16 protein-coding genes are annotated in these 20,967 nt (G+C 68.9%); 7 read left to right on the forward strand and 9 right to left on the reverse strand.

What is annotated here, in order from left to right; genetic code table 11:
* Window positions 1-122: 122 nt before the first annotated feature.
* Window positions 123-1,271, reverse strand: a complete 1,149-nt coding sequence (locus ABL844_RS31060) for a murein transglycosylase A (protein ID WP_126021075.1) — start codon at window positions 1,269-1,271, stop codon at window positions 123-125.
* Here ABL844_RS31060 and ABL844_RS31065 point away from each other — a divergent pair.
* From ABL844_RS31065 to ABL844_RS31075, 3 genes are all read left to right on the forward strand, one after another.
* A complete protein-coding gene (locus ABL844_RS31065; RefSeq protein WP_165909574.1) occupies window positions 1,270-1,434 on the forward strand; it encodes a hypothetical protein in 165 nt (54 codons plus the stop codon). The genes ABL844_RS31060 and ABL844_RS31065 overlap by 2 nt on opposite strands.
* Before the next feature lie 195 nt (window positions 1,435-1,629).
* Window positions 1,630-2,289 (forward strand): OmpA family protein, encoded by a 660-nt coding sequence (locus tag ABL844_RS31070; RefSeq protein ID WP_126021074.1) that lies wholly within the window; start codon window positions 1,630-1,632, stop codon window positions 2,287-2,289.
* 88 nt (window positions 2,290-2,377) lie between these two features.
* Complete coding sequence (locus ABL844_RS31075; protein WP_126021073.1) at window positions 2,378-2,941, forward strand: OmpA family protein; 564 nt, start codon at window positions 2,378-2,380, stop codon at window positions 2,939-2,941.
* 205 nt (window positions 2,942-3,146) lie between these two features.
* On the opposite strand, the gene ABL844_RS31080 is transcribed toward ABL844_RS31075, so the two are convergent.
* The 4 genes from ABL844_RS31080 to ABL844_RS31095 all read right to left on the reverse strand — a co-directional run bounded on the left by ABL844_RS31080 (window position 3,147) and on the right by ABL844_RS31095 (window position 11,087).
* Entirely contained in the window at window positions 3,147-3,773 is a 627-nt protein-coding gene (locus ABL844_RS31080) for a response regulator transcription factor (RefSeq protein ID WP_126021072.1), read from the reverse strand.
* A gap of 124 nt (window positions 3,774-3,897) precedes the next feature.
* On the reverse strand, window positions 3,898-5,940 hold the full coding sequence (locus ABL844_RS31085) for a two-component system sensor histidine kinase NtrB (RefSeq protein ID WP_418123356.1): 2,043 nt from the start codon (window positions 5,938-5,940) through the stop codon (window positions 3,898-3,900).
* Between the two features lie 135 nt (window positions 5,941-6,075).
* A complete protein-coding gene (locus tag ABL844_RS31090; protein WP_418130008.1) occupies window positions 6,076-6,891 on the reverse strand; it encodes a carbon-nitrogen hydrolase family protein in 816 nt (271 codons plus the stop codon).
* Entirely contained in the window at window positions 6,888-11,087 is a 4,200-nt protein-coding gene (locus ABL844_RS31095) for a YhdP family protein (RefSeq protein WP_418130009.1), read from the reverse strand. The genes ABL844_RS31090 and ABL844_RS31095 overlap by 4 nt, the downstream gene beginning before the upstream one ends.
* 25 nt (window positions 11,088-11,112) lie before the next feature.
* Here ABL844_RS31095 and glnE point away from each other — a divergent pair, with 25 nt between their 5' ends.
* Together glnE and ABL844_RS31105 are read left to right on the forward strand one after the other, a co-directional pair.
* Window positions 11,113-13,926 carry a bifunctional [glutamate--ammonia ligase]-adenylyl-L-tyrosine phosphorylase/[glutamate--ammonia-ligase] adenylyltransferase gene (gene glnE, locus ABL844_RS31100; RefSeq protein ID WP_418123362.1) on the forward strand — a complete coding sequence of 938 codons (2,814 nt, stop codon included), beginning with the start codon at window positions 11,113-11,115 and terminating at the stop codon, window positions 13,924-13,926.
* A complete protein-coding gene (locus tag ABL844_RS31105) occupies window positions 13,919-15,082 on the forward strand; it encodes a septal ring lytic transglycosylase RlpA family protein (protein ID WP_418130010.1) in 1,164 nt (387 codons plus the stop codon). Before glnE ends, ABL844_RS31105 begins: the two co-directional genes overlap by 8 nt.
* A gap of 3 nt (window positions 15,083-15,085) precedes the next feature.
* Here ABL844_RS31105 and ABL844_RS31110 read toward each other — a convergent pair whose 3' ends face one another.
* The 3 genes from ABL844_RS31110 to ABL844_RS31120 all read right to left on the reverse strand — a co-directional run bounded on the left by ABL844_RS31110 (window position 15,086) and on the right by ABL844_RS31120 (window position 17,480).
* On the reverse strand, window positions 15,086-15,547 hold the full coding sequence (locus tag ABL844_RS31110; protein ID WP_126021066.1) for a carboxymuconolactone decarboxylase family protein: 462 nt from the start codon (window positions 15,545-15,547) through the stop codon (window positions 15,086-15,088).
* Window positions 15,548-15,637: 90 nt separating this feature from the next.
* Entirely contained in the window at window positions 15,638-16,528 is an 891-nt protein-coding gene (locus ABL844_RS31115; protein ID WP_418130011.1) for an RNA polymerase sigma-70 factor, read from the reverse strand.
* Window positions 16,529-16,622: 94 nt separating this feature from the next.
* The gene (locus ABL844_RS31120; protein WP_093195975.1) at window positions 16,623-17,480 is read right to left on the reverse strand and encodes a ferritin; all 858 of its coding nucleotides are present in this window, start codon (window positions 17,478-17,480) and stop codon (window positions 16,623-16,625) included.
* A gap of 129 nt (window positions 17,481-17,609) precedes the next feature.
* Between ABL844_RS31120 and ABL844_RS31125 the strand changes: the two genes are divergently transcribed.
* Window positions 17,610-18,224, forward strand: a complete 615-nt coding sequence (locus tag ABL844_RS31125; RefSeq protein WP_184639364.1) for a glutathione peroxidase — start codon at window positions 17,610-17,612, stop codon at window positions 18,222-18,224.
* Window positions 18,225-18,750: 526 nt separating this feature from the next.
* Here the strand turns inward: ABL844_RS31125 and ABL844_RS31130 are convergent.
* Complete coding sequence (locus tag ABL844_RS31130) at window positions 18,751-19,362, reverse strand: glutathione S-transferase N-terminal domain-containing protein (protein WP_126021063.1); 612 nt, start codon at window positions 19,360-19,362, stop codon at window positions 18,751-18,753.
* A 130-nt stretch (window positions 19,363-19,492) separates the two neighbouring features.
* Here ABL844_RS31130 and purB point away from each other — a divergent pair, with 130 nt between their 5' ends.
* Entirely contained in the window at window positions 19,493-20,872 is a 1,380-nt protein-coding gene (purB, locus tag ABL844_RS31135; protein ID WP_126021062.1) for an adenylosuccinate lyase, read from the forward strand.
* Window positions 20,873-20,967: the final 95 nt, after the last annotated feature.

Genomic DNA, 20,967 nt, shown 5'->3' on the forward strand with positions numbered 1-20,967 from the left:
GCCCGCGAAGTTAGGCACTTCGTATGACGACTCCGTGAATTGATCAGCCTCCAGTCAGGTTAAATCAGGTCTTTTCAGAAACCCTTCATCGAAACCTGGTCCGGATTTGCCCTCCTGGCGATTCAGGGCGCGGGCAACTGCCGCGGCCACAGCGCCCACAGCCGCAGCGGCTGGTTCATGCTCGCCGCGAAGCGGCCGGCCTCGGCGCCGGTACCCGCGAAGTAGTCGGCGCGCACCGCGCCGAGGATGGCGCTGCCGGTGTCCTGCGCCACCACCAGCTTCTGCAGCTGCGCCGCCGGTCCGCTGGAGGCCAGCCACACCGGCGTGCCGTAGGGAATGCTCTCGCGGTCCACCGCGATGGAGCGGCCGGCCGTGAGCGGCACGCCCTGCGCACCGCGCGGGCCGAATGCGGCATCGACCTCGCTCATCGTTTCCTCGCGGAAGAACACGTAGCGCGGGTTGCTCCACATCATCTGCGCCACGCGCTGCGGGTTCTGCGCGGCCCAGGCCTTGGTGTCGTCGGGCCACTTGCCGACCTTGGTCACGCCCTGGCTGACGAGCCACTGCTGCACGCTGCGGTAGGGCTGCTCGTTGGTGGCCGAGAAGGCCATGCGCACGGTGTGCTGCCAGCCGTTGGCCTCGGTGATGCGCAGCCGGCCGGAGCCCTGGATGTGCAGCATCAGCGCGTCGATCGGGTCGGCCATCCAGGCGATCTCGCGCCCGCGCAGCGCGGCCTGTGCCTCGGGCAGGGTCTCGATCTCCTGGCGCGTGTACCAGGGGCGGCGCGGCACGAGGCCGTCGGGCGCCTGGTAGATCGGCACGTTGAAGGTGGCGGTGGGCACGCGCGAGGCCTCGTACACCGGCTCGTAGTAGCTGGTGAGCTTGCCCTCGATCTGGCCATTGAGCGCCTCGACGCGATAGGGCTGCAGCCGCTCGGTCATCCACTGGCGCTGCTCTTCGGGGGTGGCGATGGCGAGCTGGCGCACGTCGCGGCACAGCGGCGCGAAGGCGGCGTTGGGGCGTGAGCAGTTCGCCAGCAGCGCGATCCACGCTTCGTGCAGCGGGTCTTCGCCGAAGCCGGGCAGCTCGCCCCAGCCGACAGGCACCCACCGGCTCTTGGGGTGCGCGAGCGAGCCTGTGAGCGGACCGAGGTCGCGTGGCTGGCTGACAGGGGGGCGGATAGGCGGCTCGGGGGTGCGCGGGCCGGTGGAACAGGCGGCGAGCGTTGCTACGATCACAAGCCCGACCAGCCACTGGAGTCCATTTCTCATGGGTTTGATTCTGCTTGAAGCCCTCGCCGCGGGACTCGTGTTCATCCTGATCATCTGGTGGACCATGTTTTCCGGGCGCAACAAGGGTGAATTGCACGACGACGGCGACGAGCCCGAAGCCGGCCGCGTTACCGAAGAAGGGAAGCGCCCGCCCGAAGCGTGAATTGCTCGTGCAGTCCCCTGCCGCTGCGCACTGTCGGACAACCACTCCATTGCTATTACTTTGGTAGCAATCATCGCAGCATTCATGCGCGATGACGAAACTTTTCTTATTTTCCGTAGGGCTTTGAGCCCGTACCATCACGCACTCCCCGAAGGCTAAGCTGTGCCGCCTGATCCAACCTTGAAAGGGAACGCCATGAAAAAGTTCGTACTCGCCACCACCGCCGCCGCGCTCGTCCTGTCCGGCTGCGCGGGCGGCATGACCGACACGCAGCGCAACACCGGCATCGGTGCCGGCATCGGTGCGCTTGGCGGCGCCGCGATCGGCTCGGCCACTGGCGGCAACCGCGGCGCCATCGGCACCGGTGCGGTGGTCGGCGCGGCAGCCGGCGCGCTGGGCGGCTACCTGTGGTCGCAGCGCATGGAAAACCAGAAGCGCCAGATGGAGGCCGCCACCCAGGGCACCGGCGTGGCCGTGACGCAGACGCAAAACAACGAGCTGAAGCTGCAGATTCCGAGCGACGTGTCCTTCGACGTGGGCCGCGCCAACATCAAGCCAAATTTCGCGCCGGTGCTCGACCAGTTCGCCAGCGGCCTGCGCGGCAACCCGAACGCCGAGGTGCGCATCATCGGCCACACCGACAGCACCGGCTCGGACGCCATCAACAACCCGCTGTCGGTCGAACGCGCCGCCAGCACCCGCGACTACCTCGTGGCGCGCGGCGTGAACGCTGCGATCTTCCGCATCGAAGGCCGCGGTTCGCACGAACCGATCGCCGACAACAACAGCGACGCCGGCAGGGCACAGAACCGCCGCGTCGAAATCTACGTGGGCGAGCGCGCGCCGCGAGGCTGACGATCTCCAGCACACGAAGGGAAACCGGCCGCGCTGAAAGGCCGGTTCCCGCCATCACCGTTCCATTGGTCCATTAAGAGGGAATCTCATGAGGAAGTTTGTTGTTTCTGGCGCGGCCGCCGCCGCGTTGCTGTTCATCGCGGGCTGCGCATCGCAGTCGGCGCCGCCGCCGGCCCCCGCGCCCGCAGTTGCTCCGGCCGCACCGGCCAACAGCTGGACAGCCCGCCTGGCCGCCCTGAAGACAGACCTCGAGACCTCCACCAAGGGCACGGGCGTCGTGATCGAGCAGACCGCCGACAACCAGCTTCACCTGGTGATCCCGAACGAGCTGTCGTTCGACACCGGCCGCGCCAACGTCAAGCGCAACCTGGCGCAGGTGCTCGACAAGGTCGCCGAAGGCCTGAAGAGCGCCACCGCCGCCAGCGTGCGCGTGGTCGGCCACACCGACAGCACCGGCAGCGAGGAAGGCAACGAGCGCCTCTCGGTAAGCCGCGCCGACAGCGTGCGCAACCACCTCGTGAGCCGCGGCGTCTCGACCACCGTCATCACCACCGACGGCCGCGGCTCGCGCGAACCGTTGGCGGACAACGGCACGGCAGCCGGCCGCGCGCAGAACCGCCGCGTGGAAATCTTCGTCGCGGAAAAGGGCTAACCCCCAGGCTTCGCGCACTTCGTGTCGCTGCGCCAACCCCCTTGCAGGGGGCAACACCAGCGGCCCGGCAAAGCCGGTTCCGCGGTGTTCCTGAGCTAACCCCCAGGCTTCGCGCACTTCGTGTCGCTGCGCCGCCCCCCTTGCAGGGGGCAACACCAGCGGCCCGGCGAAGCCGGTTCCGCGGTGTTCCGCGAAGAATCCGGCGCTAGAGTTCTCGTAGACGGTTGGCCAGTTCGACGGCCGACTTCACTTCCATCTTTTCGAACACGCGCGCGCGGTGGACCTCCACCGTGCGCACGCTGATCGCGAGCTGGTCGGCGATGAGCTTGTTGGGCAGGCCCTCGATCACCAGCCGCATCACGTCGCGCTCGCGCTCGGTCAACTCGCTGACGCGCTCGGCAAGGCCCCGGCGCGCGCGCTGCACTTCCAGCGCCTGGAGCGACGCGTTCAGCGCGTGCTCGATGCGGTCGACCAGCGCGTTGTCCGAAAAAGGCTTCTCGCAGAAATCGAAGGCGCCGCGCTTGACCGCGTCGACGGCCGTGGGCACATCGGCGTGGCCCGTAAGAAAGATCACCGGCATCGCCGGCAGCAGGCCGCGCTCCACGATGCGGTCGAACAGCACCAGCCCGCTGGTGCCGGGCATGCGCACGTCCAGCAGCAGGCACAGCGGCTGCTGCGGCAGCGGGCCCTGGTCGAGAAACTGCTCGAACGCCTCCGCGCTCGCGAAGTGCTCGCTGGCCAGCCGCCGCGAGCGCAGCAGCCAGGCCAGCGCCTCGCGCACGCTGGCGTCGTCGTCCACGATGAAGATCAAGCCGTCGATCAGCGGTTGCATATCAATTCCAAATCAAACGCGTGCCCTTTCCGGGGCGCCGCGGAACCGGCTTTGCCGGGCCGCTGGCGCCGCCCCCTGCAGGGGGTTGGCGTAGCGACACGAAGTGCGCGAAGCCTGGGGGTGATCATGTACTCGGCAGCGTGAACCGGAACACGGTGCCGCGCGGCTTGTTGGGCTCGTACACGAGCGCCCCGCCGTGCTGCTCCACCACCGTGCGGCACAGGCTCAGGCCGAGCCCCATGCCGTCGGCGCGCGTGGTGAAGAAGGGCGTGAAGAGCCGCTCGGCCACGTCCTGGCCGATGCCGCTGCCGAGATCGGCCACCGAGAACTCCAGCCAGCGCCGGCCGTCCTCCTGCACCGCGCCGCCGACCGCCGTGGCGCGCGCCACGCGCAGCCGCAGCACGCGGCTGCCGACATTGTCGGGGCTGTCCATGGCCTGCATCGCGTTGCGCGCGAGGTTCAGCAGCACCTGCTCGACCAGGGTGCGGTCGCACATGGCCGCGGGCAGCCGGTCTTCCAGCACCACCTCGATGATCACGCCCAGCTTGCGCGCCTGCAGCCGCACCAGCGGCAGCACCGCGTCGATCAGCGCCTGCGGCGCCACGGCCTCGCGCGTGCGGTCGCGCCGGCGCACGAAGTCGTGCACGCTGCGGATCACCTGGCCGGCTCGGTCGGCCTGCTCGGCGATGCGCTTCACCGCCATCGCCACCTCGCCCTGGTCGCCCCTGGCATCGGGGCCCAGCAGATTGAGCGAGCCGCTCGCGTAGCTGGCAATGGCGGCCAGCGGCTGGGTCAGCTCGTGGCTCAGCAGCGAGGCCATCTCGCCCACCGTGGCCAGCCGCGCGCTGGCCTGCAGCCGCTCCTGGCTGGCGCGCGAGAGCTCCTCGATGCGGCGCTGCTCGCTCACGTCGATGAACGCGCTCATCCAGCCGGTCTGCACCTTGTGCGCGTTGATCAGCGGCGCCTCGAAGATCAGCACCGGAAAGCGCGTGCCGTCCTTGCGCATGAAGACCGATTCGAAGCCCTCGCGCGGCGGCATGCCGCCCGCGAGCCGGCGCGCCTGCCGCTGCTGGTACTCGTGGGCCAGCTCGGTGGGCCAGTAGGGCGCCTCCGCGTTGTCCGCCATGAGTTCCTCGGGACTGAAGCCCACCATCTCGCAGAAGGCCGGGTTGACGTAGGTGATGCGGCCCTGCAGGTCGCGCGCGCGCAGGCCGGTGATGACCGAGTCTTCCATCGCCTTGCGGAAGGCCAGCGCGTCGGCCAGGTCGCGCTCGGCGCGCAGACGCCGGCGCGTGTCGCGCGCCAGCAGCACCAGCACCGACACCAGTGCGATGGAGATCGCCGTGACCAGCGCCGTCAGCATGTTCGGGAACAGGTCGGGCGCGGCGCGCCAGCCGTCCACGCGCAGCATCAGCGAGGTGCCCGGCAGGTCGATGAGCTGCTGCGATGTGAACACGCGCGTGCCGGTGCGCCGCGAGCTGCCAAGCGCCACCAGCCGCGTGCCGTCGGCCTCGGTGAATGCCACTTCCTGGCCGCGCGTGAGCGTGGGGCCGACCAGCTCGATCAGCGCGTCGCGCAGCGAATAGCTCGCCACCAGATAGCCGCCTGCGTCGATCGGCACGCACAGTTCCATCACCTCGATGCCGCCGCCGCCCGCGATGGGCACGTAGTGGCTGGGCGAGTAGGCCGACGCGCCGAGCTTGCGCGCGGCGGCGCAGGCCAGCGTCACGTCGGACTGATCGGGGCCGCGCGTGTCCTCGTCGAGCACGCGCATGCGGTAGGGCGTATTGACGGCCTGAAGCGGGCGCAGCGCGGAGTCGCGCCATTCGAGCCGCAGCCATTCGCGGTGCTCGCGCAGCAATGCCGAGGCCACCTCCGACCACTTCGCGGCATCGGCGCCCGGCGCCTGCGTGGCGCGCAGGCTCTGCGCGTTGCGCTGGAAGCCGCTGCGAAGGTCGGAGACCGCGTCGGCGGTGTCGCGGTCGAGCGCGGCCTGCACCTGCTCGACCTCGTGCCGGCCCGCGAGCCACACCACCGTGACCAGCAGCACCGACACCAGCACCGCCAGCAGCAGCCACAGGAACCAGCGCTGCCACAGCGAGCGCAGCCGCGCATAGGCCAGCAGCGCCCATCGCTGCGGTGCAACGGTCAGCAGCGCATCAGACATACCGGCAACACCGCCGCACGCAAGGTACGTGGCTTGTTCCAGGAACACCGCGGAACCGGCTTTGCCGGGCCGCAGGTGTTGCCCCCTGGAAGGGGGTTGGCGGCCACACGAAGTGGGCAAGCCTGGGGGTCATTCCTAGATCACGCTGTGCGAGAGCACGGGCAGTTGAGTGCGCGTGCTCTGCACCTTCGCGGCGTCGATGTCGAACAGCACCACGCCTTCTTCGGTGGCCTGCTGCGCCACCACCGTGCCCCAGGGGTCGACGATCAGCGACTGGCCCCAGGTCTGGCGGCCGTTCTCGTGCGTGCCGCCCTGCGCGGGCGCGACCACCCAGGCCAGGTTCTCGATGGCGCGGGCGCGCAGCAGCACCTCCCAGTGCGCGGCGCCGGTGGTGCGGGTGAAGGCGCTGGGCACCAGCAGCAGGTCGGCGCCCTGTTTGGCGAGCGCGCGGTACAGCTCGGGAAAGCGCAGGTCGTAGCACACGCTCATGCCCACGCGCCAGCGGTGGCCGTCGCGCGAGGGCAACTCGAACACCACCGGCTTCGCACCGGGCGCGATGACGCGGCGCTCGTCGTAGCGCTCGGTGCCGTTGTCGAAGAAGAAGAGATGGATCTTGTCGTAGCGCGCCACGCAGCGGCCGTCGGGCGAGAAGGCCAGCGAGCTGTTGAACACGTGCTCGGCATCGGTGCTCTCGATGGGCAGCGTGCCACCGACGATCCACAGCCCGAACTCGCGCGCCGCATCGGCCAGGAAGCCCTGCACCATGCCCGCGCCGGCGGTTTCGCGCAGGCTCAGCTTGTCGGTGTCGCGCGCGCCCATCATGCAGAAATACTCGGGCAGCACCGCGAGCTCGGCACCGGCCGCGGCGGCCTGCGCGAGCAGGTCGTGGGCGCGCGCGAGGTTGGCTTCGCGGGCGATGGCCGACACCATCTGGATGGCTGCGACTTTCATTGCTTGTTCTCCGTTTTCTTGCCGTCGTCCGCGGTCTGCGAGGCGGGCGGCAGGCCGGGCGCGCCGGGAATGCTCTGCGGCAGCAGCTGCAGCGTGCGCGGCACCTTCGCTATTTTGGGGTCGGTCCAGGTGCCCTCGATGTGGAACTCCTGCGTGGCCGCGGCCGCGAGCGGCTTGCTCAGCACCCACTGCGCAAGAAAGGTGCCCAGGCCGATGGCAGGGTTGATGGCGGTGGCCACCAGCGCCGCGGTGCCGGCGTTGATCTCGGGCACCACCACCACGCGCAGGTTCTGCGTCTCGCGCACGATGTCGGCCGAGCCGTCCATCAGCGCGGCGGCGTTGACGCCCTTCATCTGCAGGTTGTTGGTGCTGGCGATGCCCTTGCTGATCTTCGCGTCGCCGCGGATGAAGTCGAAGGCGAAGCCTTCGCTGAACACGTCGCGGAAATCGAGCGTGAGCCGGCGCGGCAGCGCCTGCAGGCTCAGCACGCCCAGCAGCTTGGCCAGGCCGGGGTCGGCCTTGAGGAACTGGCCCTGCTCCACGTCGACCTGCAACTGCCCGCCCAGGCTCGGGTAGTCGAGCGAGAAGGGCGAGCCGCGCCAGTTGACGTCGCCCTCCATCCGCCCGCGCCCGCGTCGCAGCACGCCCGGCATGCCGAAGCGCGTGAGCAGCTCGCCGGCATCGGCGACATCGAGCCTGAAGGTCATGGCGGTGCGGCGCTGGCCGGCCGGCGCGCCGGGCACCGCGGCCCAGGTGCCCTTGGCCGCGAAGCTGGCCTCGGGCATGGTGAAGGTCAGCTTGTTGAGCAGCCATTCGCGGCCCGCGCCGCCGCGGTTGACCGCGTCGATCTCGGCGCGGCCCAGGCGCTTGCCCAGCAGCTCGAAGTCGTCGATGACGATGTCCAGCGCCGGCAGGTTGCCGGGCTGCTCGTCGAGCAGGGTCTCGACCTGCGTGGCCTCGGAGGGCGCGATCTTCAGCCGCGCGAGCCGCGCGTAGAGACGCCCGGCCTGCGCATGGCGGTACTCGGCATAGCCGCTGAGTTCGGTGGCGTCGACGTTGGCGCGCCAGACGCTGCCCTCGCGCGTGCCGCCGAGCACCACGTTGTGCAGCGTGCGGCCCGCGATGCCCAGCTGCTGCGCGCGCACCGCGATGCGCGTGGGCAGGTAGGCCATCGACGGATCGTCGGGGCGCTCGGGGGCATCCGCGCTCGTGCCGGTGGCCTCGCCCAGCAGGGCCTGCCAGGCCGCCATGTCGAGCTTGGCGACGTTGACGTTGGCGAACACACCCTTGTCGGGCAGGCTTGCCGTCTCGCCCTGCGCCAGGCCCACGCCGATGCTGCCGCGCAGCACGCGTGCCTCGTTGCCCACGAGATCGCGTACGTACTGGATGGCGCCGACGCGGCCGAGGTCCAGCGAGAGCTGGTCCTGCGTGGCCACCGTCGCGCCGTGCTTCGTGGTCTCGCGCGCGAGCACCTTCTTCTCGATGCGCAGCGGCATCTGTTCCTCGGCCGTTTTCACCAGCGGCGGCGGCAGCTGCAGCGCCAGGCCCTGCAGGCTGCTGGTGAGGGAGAACTCGGGCGCGCCGTCGCGCACCGAGAAGGTGGCGGCATAGGGCGTGCTGCCGGTCGCCTTCTTCGCCAGGCGCGCGAGCCAGTCGACCTCGCGCGCGCCGCGCAGGCCGTCGGCGGTGGCCGTGCCCTGGGCCTTCAGCGCGACCTCGCGATTGGGGCCGCTGAAGCGGCCGCGGCCTTCGACGCGGATGTCTCCGCCCAGCAGCCTGGCCTGCACGCCGGCCAGCGAGAAGCCGGTCTCGGTGAAGCTGACCGTGCCCTTCGTCTGCGTGAACGACGGTGCCTCGGGCACCACCTGCAGTTCGTTGTCGGCCAGCGCCACGCTGGCCTGCACCCTGGCGTTGTCCATGGCCTCCAGGGGCAGCTCCAGGTGCAGCTTGTAGTCGGCCGAGCCGGTGGCGCGCGCGGCCTGCATGATTTCGCCCACGCCGCCCGGCTCGAGGCCGGCCAGCGGCGCGCCCGCGCGCAGCACCTCGCCCAGCGGGCCCTTGGCCTGCACGTCGACGCGAAGCACCTGCGCGTGGTGCGACAGCTCCGGAATCAGCGCCTCGCCCTTGGTCACCTCGACGCCGTTGGTGCCGGCCAGGCGGCCGCGCGCGTTGCGCACCAGCATGCTGTCGCGCTCGAACACCAGCTCGCCCGACAGGCCCGTGAGCGCAGGCCAGACGCGAGGGGGCGTGCCGTTGCGCGAAGGCGCGGCGTTGGTGATGGAGGGCGGCGCGTAGGCGTAGTTGACGTCCGACACCTTGGCGACGATGCGGAAGTCGCCTTGCTTCGGGTCCTTGAACGGCATGTCGTGCAGGTCGCCGCGCACGCGGAAGTCGACGCTGCTCGCGACGCCCTTGGTGACGGCCTCGCGCACGTAGTCGCGCGTGTGCTGGGGAATGTCCATCGGCAGGTAGCGGAACACGCGCGTGCCGTCGGCGCGCGTGAGCTTGCCCTGCAGGTCGAGCACGCCCGGAAAGCGTGACTTGCTGCTCGAGGTGGCCGGATCGCTGGTACGCCAGCTGGCCTGGGCCTCGCCCTCGGCGTCGACGTTGGCGAAGCTGAGCTTGGACATCTGCAGCTGGGCGTTGCCATTGCCGTTGTCGAGCTTCCATTGCAGCTGCGTGGAGAGACGATCGACGGGAATGACCGGCTCCTCGAACACGCCGGGGAATTCGAGCGTGCCCTTCGCAATGGCGAGCGTGGCGGTGCCGCCGGTGTGGGTGGCGTCGAAGTCGACGGTGGCGCCGCTCAGGCCGGGGGTGCCGGTGTGGATCCTGTGCGGTGCCGTGGTGGTGGTGGCGGTGGTCGTCGTTGCCGTTGTTGCAGCGGGCGTCGCTGCATCGGCCGCCGCCGGCTGGGAAGCGATGCGCAGCCCGCTGACCCGGCCCTTGGCCTGGTAGCGGGTGGGCGCGCCCAGCGAGCCCTGCCAGTTCAGGTCGACGTGCTCGACCAGGCCGCGCGGCCCGTAGCTGTCGAGCAGGCGGTGCGTGGCGTCGCCCAGCGGCAGCCGGTCGGCAATGAGGGCGAGCGCGGCCAGGTCGAGCCGGTCGGCGCGCAGCGCGCCGTGCTCGGGGGTACGGCCCCTGGCGGGCGTGTGCTGCAGCCAGAGGTTGCCGCCGGGCCAGCGCAGGCCGTCGGTGGTGTCGAACTGCAGCGCGGTGGTGGCGAACTCCAGCGTCTCCTCGGTGAGCTGGCCCGAGAGTCGGCCCGTGACGGCGCGCAGCACCAGCGGCTGCAGGCCCTTGTCGAGCGAGACGTCGACCTTGTCGAGCCCGAGGTCGGCCGCGCCGCCGACGACCTGGCCGTCGTCCACGTCGGCCCACAGTCGCAGCGCGCCGTTGCCTTCGCGGATGCGCGCGTCGAGCGAGACGTACTGGCCGAGCCGGGTGACGTCGATGTAGGGCAGGTCGACATAGATCTGGCCGTCCCAGGTCTGCCAGTGGCCGCTGCGGATGGACAGCAGAGGCTGGCGGAACTGGCCGCGCAGCGTGAAGCGCTCGCCCCAGCCGGCAGGCGGCGTGGCGTCCAGGCGCAGGCCGTGGCGCCGGGCGCTGTTGCGCGCGACGAAGCGCACGTCGGTCAGCAGCAGGGGCTCGGCCTGGCGCTGCTCGTCGGTCCAGCGCACGGTGCCGCCTTCGATGACCAGCTCGCGCTGCGCGAAAAACCAGTCGGCACCCCGGGTTTCTCCGGTCGTATCGGTGGCCATGTGCAAACCAGCCACATGGAGTTTTCCCTGAGAGTCGCGGCGCACATCGAGCTGCGGGCGCTCGATGTAGAGCTGCTCGAAGTTGAGCCGCCAGAGCGAGCGCGGCGACACGCTGGCCACCACGCGCGCGAGGCGAAGGGCCTCGCGGTTGTCGGAATCCTGCAGCACCACGTCGCGCAGTTCGAAGGCCGGGAAAAGCCCTTCGGAGCGGGCGGTGATCGATCCGATGCGCACCGGCACGCCGATGGCCTTGCTAGCCTGCGCCTCCAGCGCGTCTCGGAAATCGCCGATTCGCGGCACAATCCACGCGTGTAGGACAACGACCGACAGCGCCAGCAGAAGCCATGCAGCGATCAACAGACCCAGCAGCCAGCGCGCCGTCACAGCGGTGATTTTGAGCAGACGTGAAGGGGAAGACGCCGTGTCGTTCATTGAGGATCGCGCTGTGTCCGGAATTATGACCGCCAGCTTTCAGACGGGTTCCACGGAAACCAGCATCGGTGTGAACCAGTTGCCAGACACCATTTCTCCCAATTCTTCGGCGCCGAAAGACGCCTTCTCTTCGTATTCGAGGTTCGTGCAGCGCCTGCGCCGCAGGTATGCAGCCGAGCTTTCATTGCTTCCCCCTGGCGCGCCGCGGCGCGAATCGATGACGGTGGCCTACGAGGCACTGCGCCAGCGCGGGGACGGCGTCGGCGACGCTCTGCGCATTGTGCGGCAGCTCGTGATGGAGCGGCTTGTAACTCTTGATTGCGACGAGCAGGCCCCGCTGGCCGTGGTGACCACCGCCGTCACCGAGCTGGCAGAGCTGGCGCTCGACATCGCGTGCCAAGAGGCCTGCCGCGAACTCGACGCGTCGCACGGCGCCCCGCTGGGCCCCGAAGGCCAGCGCGCGCAGCTGTGGATCGTGGGCATGGGCAAGCTCGGCGCGCGCGAGCTCAACGTGTCGAGCGACATCGACCTGATTTATCTCTACGACGTCGACGGCGAGACCCAGGGCGATGCCGACGGGCGCGGCCGGCTGGCCAACCAGGAGTACTTCGCGCGGGCGGTCAAACGCATCTATGCGCTGGTGGGCGACACCACCGAGCACGGCTTCGTGTTCCGCGTCGACCTGGCGCTGCGGCCCAACGGCAACTCGGGCCCGAGCGTGGTCTCGCTCGATGCGCTGGAAGAGTATTTCCAGGTGCAGGGACGCGAGTGGGAGCGCTTCGCCTGGATGAAGAGCCGCGTGGTCGCGCCGCGCGACATCGTGCTCGCAGGCCAGGCCCAGGGGCTGCGCGGCGCGGTGCTGCCCTTCGTGTTCCGCCGCTATCTCGACTACAGCGTGTTCGATTCGCTGCGGGTGCTGCACCGGCAGATCCGCGAGCAGTCGGCGCGCCGCAGCGCCGGACGCCCGGAGCGCGCCAACGACGTGAAGCTCTCGCGCGGCGGCATCCGCGAGATCGAATTCACGGTGCAGTTGCTGCAGGTGGTGCGCGGCGGCCAGTTTCCGGAGCTGCGCACGCGGCCCACGCTCGACGCGCTGCAGCGCCTGGCGCGCGCCAACCTCATGCCGCAGGAAACGGCCGATTCGCTGGCCGCGGCCTACGAGTTCCTGCGCCGCGTCGAGCACCGCATCCAGTACCTCGACGACCAGCAGACCCACGTGCTGCCGGTGTCCGACGACGACCTGCGCTGGATCGCCCAGAGCATGGGCTACCCCAGCTGCTGCCCCTTCCTCGAGCAGCTCGATACGCACCGCGAGTTCGTCGCGCAGGAGTTCGACAAGCTGCTGGGCGGCGAGAAGCCCTGCAACGGCAAGTGCAATGGCAAGAAGGCCGCCGCGCCCGCCGATCTGGCCGACCTGCTCGGCGACCTGCCCCCGGTGTTCGCCGAGCGCATCCGCGACTGGTGCGAGCAGCCCCGCGTGCTGGCCCTGCGCGAGGAAACCCGCGCGCGCCTGCGCCAGCTGGTGCAGCGCACCGGCCAGTGGCTGAAGGAACCCGACGGCGACGGCGCGGGCCAGACCCCGCGCCATGTCGACGCTGCCATGCGCTGGGCCGACTGGATCGAGCCGCTGCTGCGCCGCGAAAGCTACCTGGCGCTGCTGGTCGAGCGCCCCGCCGTGCAGGAACGCCTGCTGCGCCTGCTGGGCGCCGCCAAGTGGCCCGCGCGCTACCTGATGCAGCACCCCGGCGTGATCGACGAGCTCGCGAGCGACGAGATGCTCTCGGGCCGCTTCGTCGCGGCCGAGTTCGAGCGCGAACTCGACGCGCGCCACGCATCGCTCACCCGTACCGGCGAAGCCGACGAGGAGCGGCTGCTGAACCTGCTGCGCCATGCGCATCACGCCGAGGTGTTCCGCACGCTGGCGCGCGACGTGGACGGCCGCCTCACCGTCGAGCAGGTGGCCGACGACCTCAGCGCGCTGGCCGACGCCACGCTGCGCGTGACCGCCCGCTGGTGCTGGCCGCACGTGCGCAACCGGCATCGCGAGGTGCCGCAGTTCGCGATCATCGGCTACGGCAAGCTGGGCGGAAAGGAGCTGGGCTACGGCAGCGACCTCGACATCGTGTTCGTCTACGACGACGACGACGAGCGCGCCGGCGAGGTCTATGCGGCCTACGTGCGCAAGCTCATCAACTGGCTCACGGTGAAGACCCGCGAGGGCGACCTCTTCGAGATCGACACCGCCCTGCGGCCCAACGGCAACTCCGGCCTGCTGACCACCAGCTTCGAGGCCTACGAAAAGTACCAGCTCGGCCGCGGCAGCAACACCGCGTGGACCTGGGAGCACCAGGCCATGACGCGCGCGCGCTTCGTGCTGGGCAGCGAGGACCACGGCGCCGAACTGGGCGCGCGATTCGACCAGGTGCGCGAGGCCGTGCTGGTGGCGCCGCGCGACCGCGAGGCGCTGAAGGCCGAGATCATCGCGATGCGCAACAAGCTGCGCGGCGCGCGGCCGGTGAAGGCCGACCGCTTCGACGTGAAGCACAGTCCGGGCGGCATGGTCGATGCCGAGTTCGCGGTGCAGTTCCTGGTGCTGTCGTCCTCGGCCGAGCATCCCGAGCTGATTCCGAACGTGGGCAACATCGCCCTGCTGCTGCGCGCCGAACTGGCCGGGCTGCTGCCCGAGGGCGTGGGCCGTGGCGCGGCGCGCGCCTACCGCGAGCTGCGCCGCGTGCAGCACCGCGCGCGCCTCAACGAGGAGCCCACGCAGGTCACGCCGCCCGCGCTGGCAGCCGAGCGCGACGCCATGCTGGCGCTCTGGAAGGCGGTATTTGGCTGAGGGAACCCGTTCCCCGGCCACCACCGCGCTGGCGGCGTGCGCGGTAGCCGTCGCCGTTCTTCTCGCGGGCTGTGCCAGCGGCCCGCGCAGCGGCGGCGGTGTTGCAAGCGGCCGCGATGGCCCCGGCACCAACATTCCGCCCGACCTCGCCAGCATGCCCGACGCCGAGCCCCGCGTCGAGCCCATCCGCAGCATGGGCGGCACCAGCAAGCCCTACACGGTGCTGGGCCGCGGCTATGTGCCGATCACCGACGACCGGCCGTTCCGCGAATCGGGGCTGGCCTCGTGGTACGGGCGCAAGTTCCACGCGGCGTCCACGTCCAGCGGCGAGCCCTACGACATGTACGCCATGACGGCCGCGCACAAGACGCTGCCGCTGCCGAGCTACGTTCGGGTGCGCAATCCGGCCAACGGGCGCGAGGTGATCGTGCGCGTCAACGACCGCGGGCCCTTCGTGGACGGCCGCATCATCGACCTGAGCTACACGGCCGCGCTCAAGCTCGACCTGCTGCGCGGCGTAGCGCCAGTGGAGATCGAGCGGATCACGAACGACGACATCCGCACGGGCGCATGGCGGCGCGATTCGGGGACAGCGTATGCGGCGGCTCCGGTTCCGGCTGCTGTTCCTGCGCCCGTGCGTGTGCCGTCGGCGCGCGTGCCACAACAACCGGTGCAGGTGCCAGCCGAATGGACGGCGCCCGTCGCAGCAGCGGGCAACGATGCATCGCAGGTTTCGACGATGCCGGTGGCGCCGCAGACGCCGATGGCCGCTGCACTGCCGCCCGGGGCAGAGTCCGAATCGGCGCAGTCGCCGCCATCGATTCCGCCCTCTCGGCAGGCCATCGTGGTCAATGACCTGGCGCCGCTGCAGGCTGCGCCGGCGTCACCCTCTCCTAGCGCAGCGCAACCCTCGGCGGCGCTGCCGGGCTTCTGGGTTCAGCTCGGCGCTTTTCGCGAGCGGGATGGTGCACAGAGCCTGCTGACCCAGGCCGCGCGCGGCGTACCTTCGCTGGCGTCGCAGCTGCGCGTGTTCAGCGAAGCCGGAACGCATCGGCTGCAGGCGGGGCCCTTTGCCTCGCGCAACGCGGCGGGCGAAGTCATCGCCCAGTTGCGCGAGAGCCTGCACATCTCGCCGATGGTGGTGGAGCGCCGGTAGCAATCAGAGCAGCGGCTTGACCGCCACCGGCACGCCGCTGGCGACGTTGAGGCGATTCCAGGTGTTGATCTGCGCGATCGCCACCGACAGCTCGGCAATTTCCAGGTCGCTGAAGTTGGCCTTGAGCGCCGCGAATTCGGCTTCGCGCGCGTCGTAGCGGTCGGCCAGCCGCGTGAGCGACTCGGCCCATGCCAGCGCGGCGCGTTCGCGCTCGTTGAAGAAACTCACCTCGCGCCAGGTGGCGAGGCTGTTGATGCGCTGCCATTCCTCGCCCTGCTTGCGCAGGTCGCGCACGTGCATGTCGAGGCAGTAGGCGCAGCCGTTGATCTGCGAGACGCGGGCGTAGACGTAGTCGACCAGCACCTTGCCGAGCGTGCTCGATTCGATGGTGGCGTTGACGCCGAGGATGGCCTCGAAGGACTTCGGGACGAGCTTGAACCAGTTCAGGCGTGCGGTGGTGTTCATGGTTTGGTTTCTCCGGTGGGTTGCGATGGAATCGATCTGCTTACCTACCGAAGACGGGCGAGCCGGGCGCCCTGTGACACGCCGCGCGAATTATTTCGAGGAAAAGATCTGAGCGATGCGCGCGAGCTTGTCGGGGTTGCGCTGCGCGCGGATGCGCACGATGCGGTCGTTCTCGATCTCGAAGGTCTGGGCCGACTCGAGCTCGCCGTCGAGAAAGCGCAGCATGCCGGGCTCGCCGTTGATGTCGACGATCTCCATGCGCACCGCCGGGCCCATGCGGCGCCACAGCGAGTAGTAGAGCTGCGCGAGGCGCTGGCTGCCGCGCAGGATCTTGCTGAAGGTCTGCACCTTGCCGCCGCCGTCGCCGATGAGTTCGACGTCCTCGGACATCAGCGCCTTCAGCTCGTGCAGGCTGCCGCGCGCGGCAGCGTCGGCGAAGGCGCGCAGCAGGCGCTCGTGGGTCTCGCGCGGCACGGTGAAGCGCGGGCGCCCTTCCTGCACCTGGAGCTTGGCGCGGTGCACGATCTGGCGGCAGGCGGCCTCGGTCTTGCCGAGGGTGAGGGCGATCTCGCCGTAGTCGGCGTCGAACACCTCGCGCAGCAGGAAGGCGGCGCGCGCCTCGGGCGCAAGGCGCTCCAGCATGGCGAGAAAGGCGACGGAAATGTTGTCGACGCGCTCGAGCAGCTGTTCGGGCGTGGCGGGCGAATCAGGCTGGCCGGTCAGCGTGGGCTCGGGCATCCAGGCGCCGATGTAGTGCTCGCGCTGGATCTTGGCGGCGCGCAGCCGGTCGATCGACAGGCGCGTGACCACGGTCACGAGCCAGGCCTCGGCGCTGTCGAGGGTGTCCCTGGCGGCTTCATGCCAGCGCAGCCAGGCGTCCTGCACGACCTCTTCCGCCTCGGCCATGGAGCCGAGCATGCGGTAGGCGATACCCTGCAGGCGCGGGCGGTGGCGGTCGAAGGTGAGGGTTGCGTCGTCCATGCGGGAAAGACGGCCAGCGTCCCCGGTTTGTGACATGGATTCTGCAAAAAAACGCCCCGGCATGCGGGGCATTTTCTGGTCTAGGTGCCTGGGCTTATGCGCCCTGGTATTCAGGCTTGGGGCCGAGGGTGGCCGCCAGTTCCTTGCGGTAGCGGTTCAGCTCCTGGACGGTCTTGAAGCTGCGGTTCATCAGCAGGCTCAGGTTGTGCAGGATGCGCTCGCCGACCTTGGTTTCCCAGACGGCGTCGAACTTGATCTGCTTGTCGAGCCAGTGCTCGAGCCAGTCGGGGTCGGGCATGCGGCTCTGCACGGTGTCGCGCGGGAAGTGCGCCTTGCTGACGTGCAGGTTGGTCGGGTGCAGGGCCTGGGCCGTGCGGCGGGCGCTGGCCATCAGGACGCCGACCTTGGTGAAGGCGGCACGGGCCTCGTCGCCGAACTTCTCCATGGCGCGCTTCATGTAGCGCAGGTAGGCGCCGCCGTGGCGGGCTTCGTCCTGGCTCAGCGTGGTGTAGATGTGCTTGATGACCGGCTCGGTGTGCCACTGGGCGGCACGGCGGTACCAGTGGTTGAGGCGGATCTCGCCGCAGAAGTGCAGCATGAGGGTTTCCAGCGGCGGGGCCGGGTCGAAGTCGAAGCGCACTTCGTGCAGCTCTTCCTCGGTGGGCGCGTGCTTGGGGCTGAAGCGCTTCAGGTACTCCATGAGCACCAGCGAGTGCTTCTGCTCCTCGAAGAACCAGATCGACATGAAAGCGGAAAAGTCGCTATCGTGGCGGTTGTCGCGCAGGAACATCTCGGTGGCCGGCAGTGCCGCCCACTCGGTGATGGCATTCATCTTGATGGTCTGCGCCTGCTCTTCCGACAGCAAGGAGGCGTCGAACGACTGCCAGGGAATGTCCTTGTCCATGTCCCAGCGGACGGATTCGAGTTGTCTGAAGAGTTCCGGATAGAGCATCTATATCTTTCTAAGGCCGTCGATTTTAATCGGCCCGTTTGGCGCGCCCATGACAGAAGCGCGATGATGCGGATACGCGCGCCGTCGCGGCACGGATGCGCACATCCCTTTTTGATTCAGGAGCCCGCCATGCGAACCCCCTTCCGATTGTCGATGCTGTGGCGTTGCGCCCCTGCGGTTTCCCTCGTGGCGAGCCTCGTTTCGACCGTTCCGGCCCACGCCCAGACGGCAGCCGCCGCGCCCGCTCCGGCAGAGGCTGCGGGATGCCCGGCGATCCTGCAACACACCTTCCCGCGGCTGCAGGATGAAAAACCCCAGTCCCTGTGCCAGTACTCCGGCAAGGTGGTCCTGGTGGTCAATACGGCCAGCTTCTGCGGCTTCACGCCGCAGTACAAGGGCCTGGAGTCGCTGGACATGAAGTACCGCTCCCGCGGCCTGGTGGTGCTGGGCTTCCCGTCGAACGATTTCGCCCAGGAATCGGGCTCCAACAAGGAAATCGCCGATTTCTGCGAAAGCACCTTCGGCGTGAAATTCCCGATGTTCGCCAAGTCCTCGGTGCGCGGCACCGACGCGAATCCGCTGTTCAAGCAGCTCGCACAGGCCTCCGGCACCACGCCGAAGTGGAATTTCTACAAGTACCTGATCGGGCGCGACGGCAAGGTCGTGCAGGCGTGGTCGAGCATGACGGCGCCGGACGAGAACGGGTTCGTGAGCGTCATCGAGAAGCAACTCGGGCCGAACTGACCGCCAGCAGTTTTTACCGACCGGTCGATTTTTGCGCCATCCCAGTCGGTCGCCGGGAACAAACGTTTACAAACCAGAGGGGAACCGTGCCGCCGATGCCGCGCTCCTAAATCGCGTGGGCAGTGACTGACTACTGACTTTCTGCCCCGCGGTTTTCATGTTGCGAGGTCTTCCGGGCGCTTGCCGTCTGGTCGAAATCCCGAGGCGATTCTTCTCCTCCTCCCTCCCTCCCTCCTTCGCGTCGGGGCGCCTCGCAGCATTTTTGTATTCGGGCCGGGCCAGGGTGGCGCGACAGCGAGAACCCGGTCCGCGCACCCTCTCTGCTCGTTCCCCTTTGAATCCGGTTTACGCCATTGCGCGTGATCCGGTCATGGCCGAAAACGACGATCTCCACCCGCCGGCAGGACGAGCCCGAGGCGAAGCTCCCGGCTGGGACGTCCTGCGCCGACGCCAGGCCGATACACGCTGCGCGATCGCTAAAAGCAAAAAAGGCGCCTCGCGGCGCCTTTCGTGGGGCCCTGCGAGCTCAGGGCTTGGTGTCGATGAAGCTGGGCCGCAGCATCAGCTTGTCGAAAAGCTTCGCGAGGTTGCCGTAGTCCTTGCGCCAGTCGATCTCGGGGAAGCGCAGGTCCAGCCAGCCCAGCGTGCAGCCCACGGCGATGTCCGACAGGCTCAGGTGGATGCCGCTGCAGAAGGGCTTGTCGCCCAGGCCCTTGGCCATGGCGGCGATGCCGTCCTCGACCTTGGCGCGCTGGCGCTCGATCCAGGCGGCGCTGCGCTCGCCGTCGCTGCGGCCGGCCCAGGTGGCTTCCAGGCGCCAGAGCACGCCGGCGTCCATGACGCCGTCGGCCAGCGCCTCCCAGGTCTTGACCTCTGCGCGCTCGCGGCCCTGCTGTGGAATCAGCTTGCCTACGGGCGACAGGGTGTCCAGGTATTCGACGATCACGCGGGAGTCGAACATCGCCTCGCCGCCTTCCATGATCAGGCAGGGGACCTTGCCCAGGGGGTTGGAGTTGGAGATGGTGGTGTCGGCAGCCCAGACGTCTTCGATCACGAACTGGTAATCGAGCCGCTTCTCGGCCAGCACCACGCGCACCTTGCGCACGTAGGGGCTGGCGGCGGATCCGATCAGTTTCATGAAGGCTCTCTCCCTATGTATTGATGACGTTTGTTAATAGTCATTTTAGGTGAACGGGAAAACCAGAGCCCGAATCGACCCCAAAGCGTCGCGCCGGCCCCACCGGGCGGCGGCCGCCTAAAATTGAGGCATGAGCTTTTCCACCGTTTCCGCCCTTTCCCCCCTTGACGGTCGCTACGCGGCCAAACTCGCGGCGCTGCGTCCGCTGATGAGCGAGCAGGGCTATATGCACCGGCGCGTGCAAGTCGAGGTGGCGTGGTTCATTGCGCTGTCCGACTGCGGTTTCGCCGAATTCAAGCCGCTGACCGGCGGCGCGCGCAAGTACCTGATGGGCCTGGTGTCCCATTTCTCCGAGGCCGACGCGCTGGCCATCAAGGAAATCGAGAAGACCACCAACCACGACGTGAAGGCGGTCGAGTACTGGATCAAGTCGAAGTTCGAGGCCCGTCCCGAGCTGCTCGCGGCCGCCGAGTTCGTGCACTTCGCCTGCACCAGCGAGGACATCAACAACACCAGCCACGCCCTGCAGATCCAGGCCGCGCGCGACAAGGTGGTACTGCCGGCCATCGACGGCCTGATCGCCAAGCTGCGCGAGATGGCGCACCAGTTCGCCGGCGTGTCGATGCTCTCGCGCACGCACGGCCAGACCGCCAGCCCCACCACCGTGGGCAAGGAAATCGCCAACGTGACGGTGCGCCTGTCGAAGGCCCGCGAGCAGATCGCCGCCGTGAAGCTGCTGGGCAAGATGAACGGCGCGGTCGGCAACTACAACGCCCACCTGGCCGCCTGGCCCGACTTCGACTGGGAAGCCTTCAGCCGCAAGGTCGTGGAAACGCCCGCGCCGCTGGGCCTGGGCCTGAGCTTCCAGCCCTACAGCATCCAGATCGAGCCGCACGACTACATGGCCGAGCTGTTCGACGCGGTGGCCCGCGCCAACACGATCCTGATCGACTTCTCGCGCGACATCTGGGGCTACGTGAGCCTTGGCTACTTCAAGCAGCGCCTGAAGAAGGGCGAGATCGGCTCCTCGACGATGCCGCACAAGGTCAACCCGATCGACTTCGAGAACGCCGAGGGCAACCTGGGCCTGGCCAACGCGGTGCTGCGCCACCTGAGCGAGAAGCTGCCGATCAGCCGCTGGCAGCGCGACCTGACCGACAGCACGGTGCTGCGCAACATCGGCGTGGGCTTCGGGTACGCCACGCTGGCCTATGCGAGCCTGGCCACCGGCCTTGGCAAGCTCGAGCTGAACGATGAAGCGCTGGCCGCCGACCTCGACGCCTCGTGGGAAGTGCTGGCCGAGCCGATCCAGACGGTGATGCGCCGCTTCGGCGTGCAGGGCGCCTACGAGCAGCTCAAGGAAGTGACGCGCGGCAAGACCGTGACCGCCGAGGCGCTGCACGGGCTGATCCGCTCGCTGGACATCCCGGAAGCCGAAAAGGCCCGCCTGCTGGCGATGACTCCCGCCAGCTACGTGGGCAAGGCGGCGGAACTCGCCAGTAGAATTTAAGCGTCCTGTATCGATGCAACAGCCGCCTGAAGGCGGCTGTTTTGCGTCGGTGGTTATCCTTTTCCAGCCAACGCCCCGCCGGGCGCCAGCCAGCA

The organism is Variovorax sp. 278MFTsu5.1 (assembly GCF_048305045.1).
Lineage (GTDB): Bacteria > Pseudomonadota > Gammaproteobacteria > Burkholderiales > Burkholderiaceae_C > Variovorax > Variovorax guangxiensis.

Coding starts and splice junctions, on each gene's coding strand:
- ABL844_RS31065 (WP_165909574.1), top strand. CDS start 1,270: ATGGGTTTGATTCTGCTTGAAGCCCTCGCCGCGGGACTCGTGTTCATC.
- ABL844_RS31060 (WP_126021075.1), bottom strand. CDS start 1,271: ATGAGAAATGGACTCCAGTGGCTGGTCGGGCTTGTGATCGTAGCAACG.
- ABL844_RS31070 (WP_126021074.1), top strand. CDS start 1,630: ATGAAAAAGTTCGTACTCGCCACCACCGCCGCCGCGCTCGTCCTGTCC.
- ABL844_RS31075 (WP_126021073.1), top strand. CDS start 2,378: ATGAGGAAGTTTGTTGTTTCTGGCGCGGCCGCCGCCGCGTTGCTGTTC.
- ABL844_RS31080 (WP_126021072.1), bottom strand. CDS start 3,773: ATGCAACCGCTGATCGACGGCTTGATCTTCATCGTGGACGACGACGCC.
- ABL844_RS31085 (WP_418123356.1), bottom strand. CDS start 5,940: ATGTCTGATGCGCTGCTGACCGTTGCACCGCAGCGATGGGCGCTGCTG.
- ABL844_RS31090 (WP_418130008.1), bottom strand. CDS start 6,891: ATGAAAGTCGCAGCCATCCAGATGGTGTCGGCCATCGCCCGCGAAGCC.
- ABL844_RS31095 (WP_418130009.1), bottom strand. CDS start 11,087: ATGAACGACACGGCGTCTTCCCCTTCACGTCTGCTCAAAATCACCGCT.
- glnE (WP_418123362.1), top strand. CDS start 11,113: ATGACCGCCAGCTTTCAGACGGGTTCCACGGAAACCAGCATCGGTGTG.
- ABL844_RS31110 (WP_126021066.1), bottom strand. CDS start 15,547: ATGAACACCACCGCACGCCTGAACTGGTTCAAGCTCGTCCCGAAGTCC.
- ABL844_RS31115 (WP_418130011.1), bottom strand. CDS start 16,528: ATGGACGACGCAACCCTCACCTTCGACCGCCACCGCCCGCGCCTGCAG.
- ABL844_RS31120 (WP_093195975.1), bottom strand. CDS start 17,480: ATGCTCTATCCGGAACTCTTCAGACAACTCGAATCCGTCCGCTGGGAC.
- ABL844_RS31125 (WP_184639364.1), top strand. CDS start 17,610: ATGCGAACCCCCTTCCGATTGTCGATGCTGTGGCGTTGCGCCCCTGCG.
- ABL844_RS31130 (WP_126021063.1), bottom strand. CDS start 19,362: ATGAAACTGATCGGATCCGCCGCCAGCCCCTACGTGCGCAAGGTGCGC.
- purB (WP_126021062.1), top strand. CDS start 19,493: ATGAGCTTTTCCACCGTTTCCGCCCTTTCCCCCCTTGACGGTCGCTAC.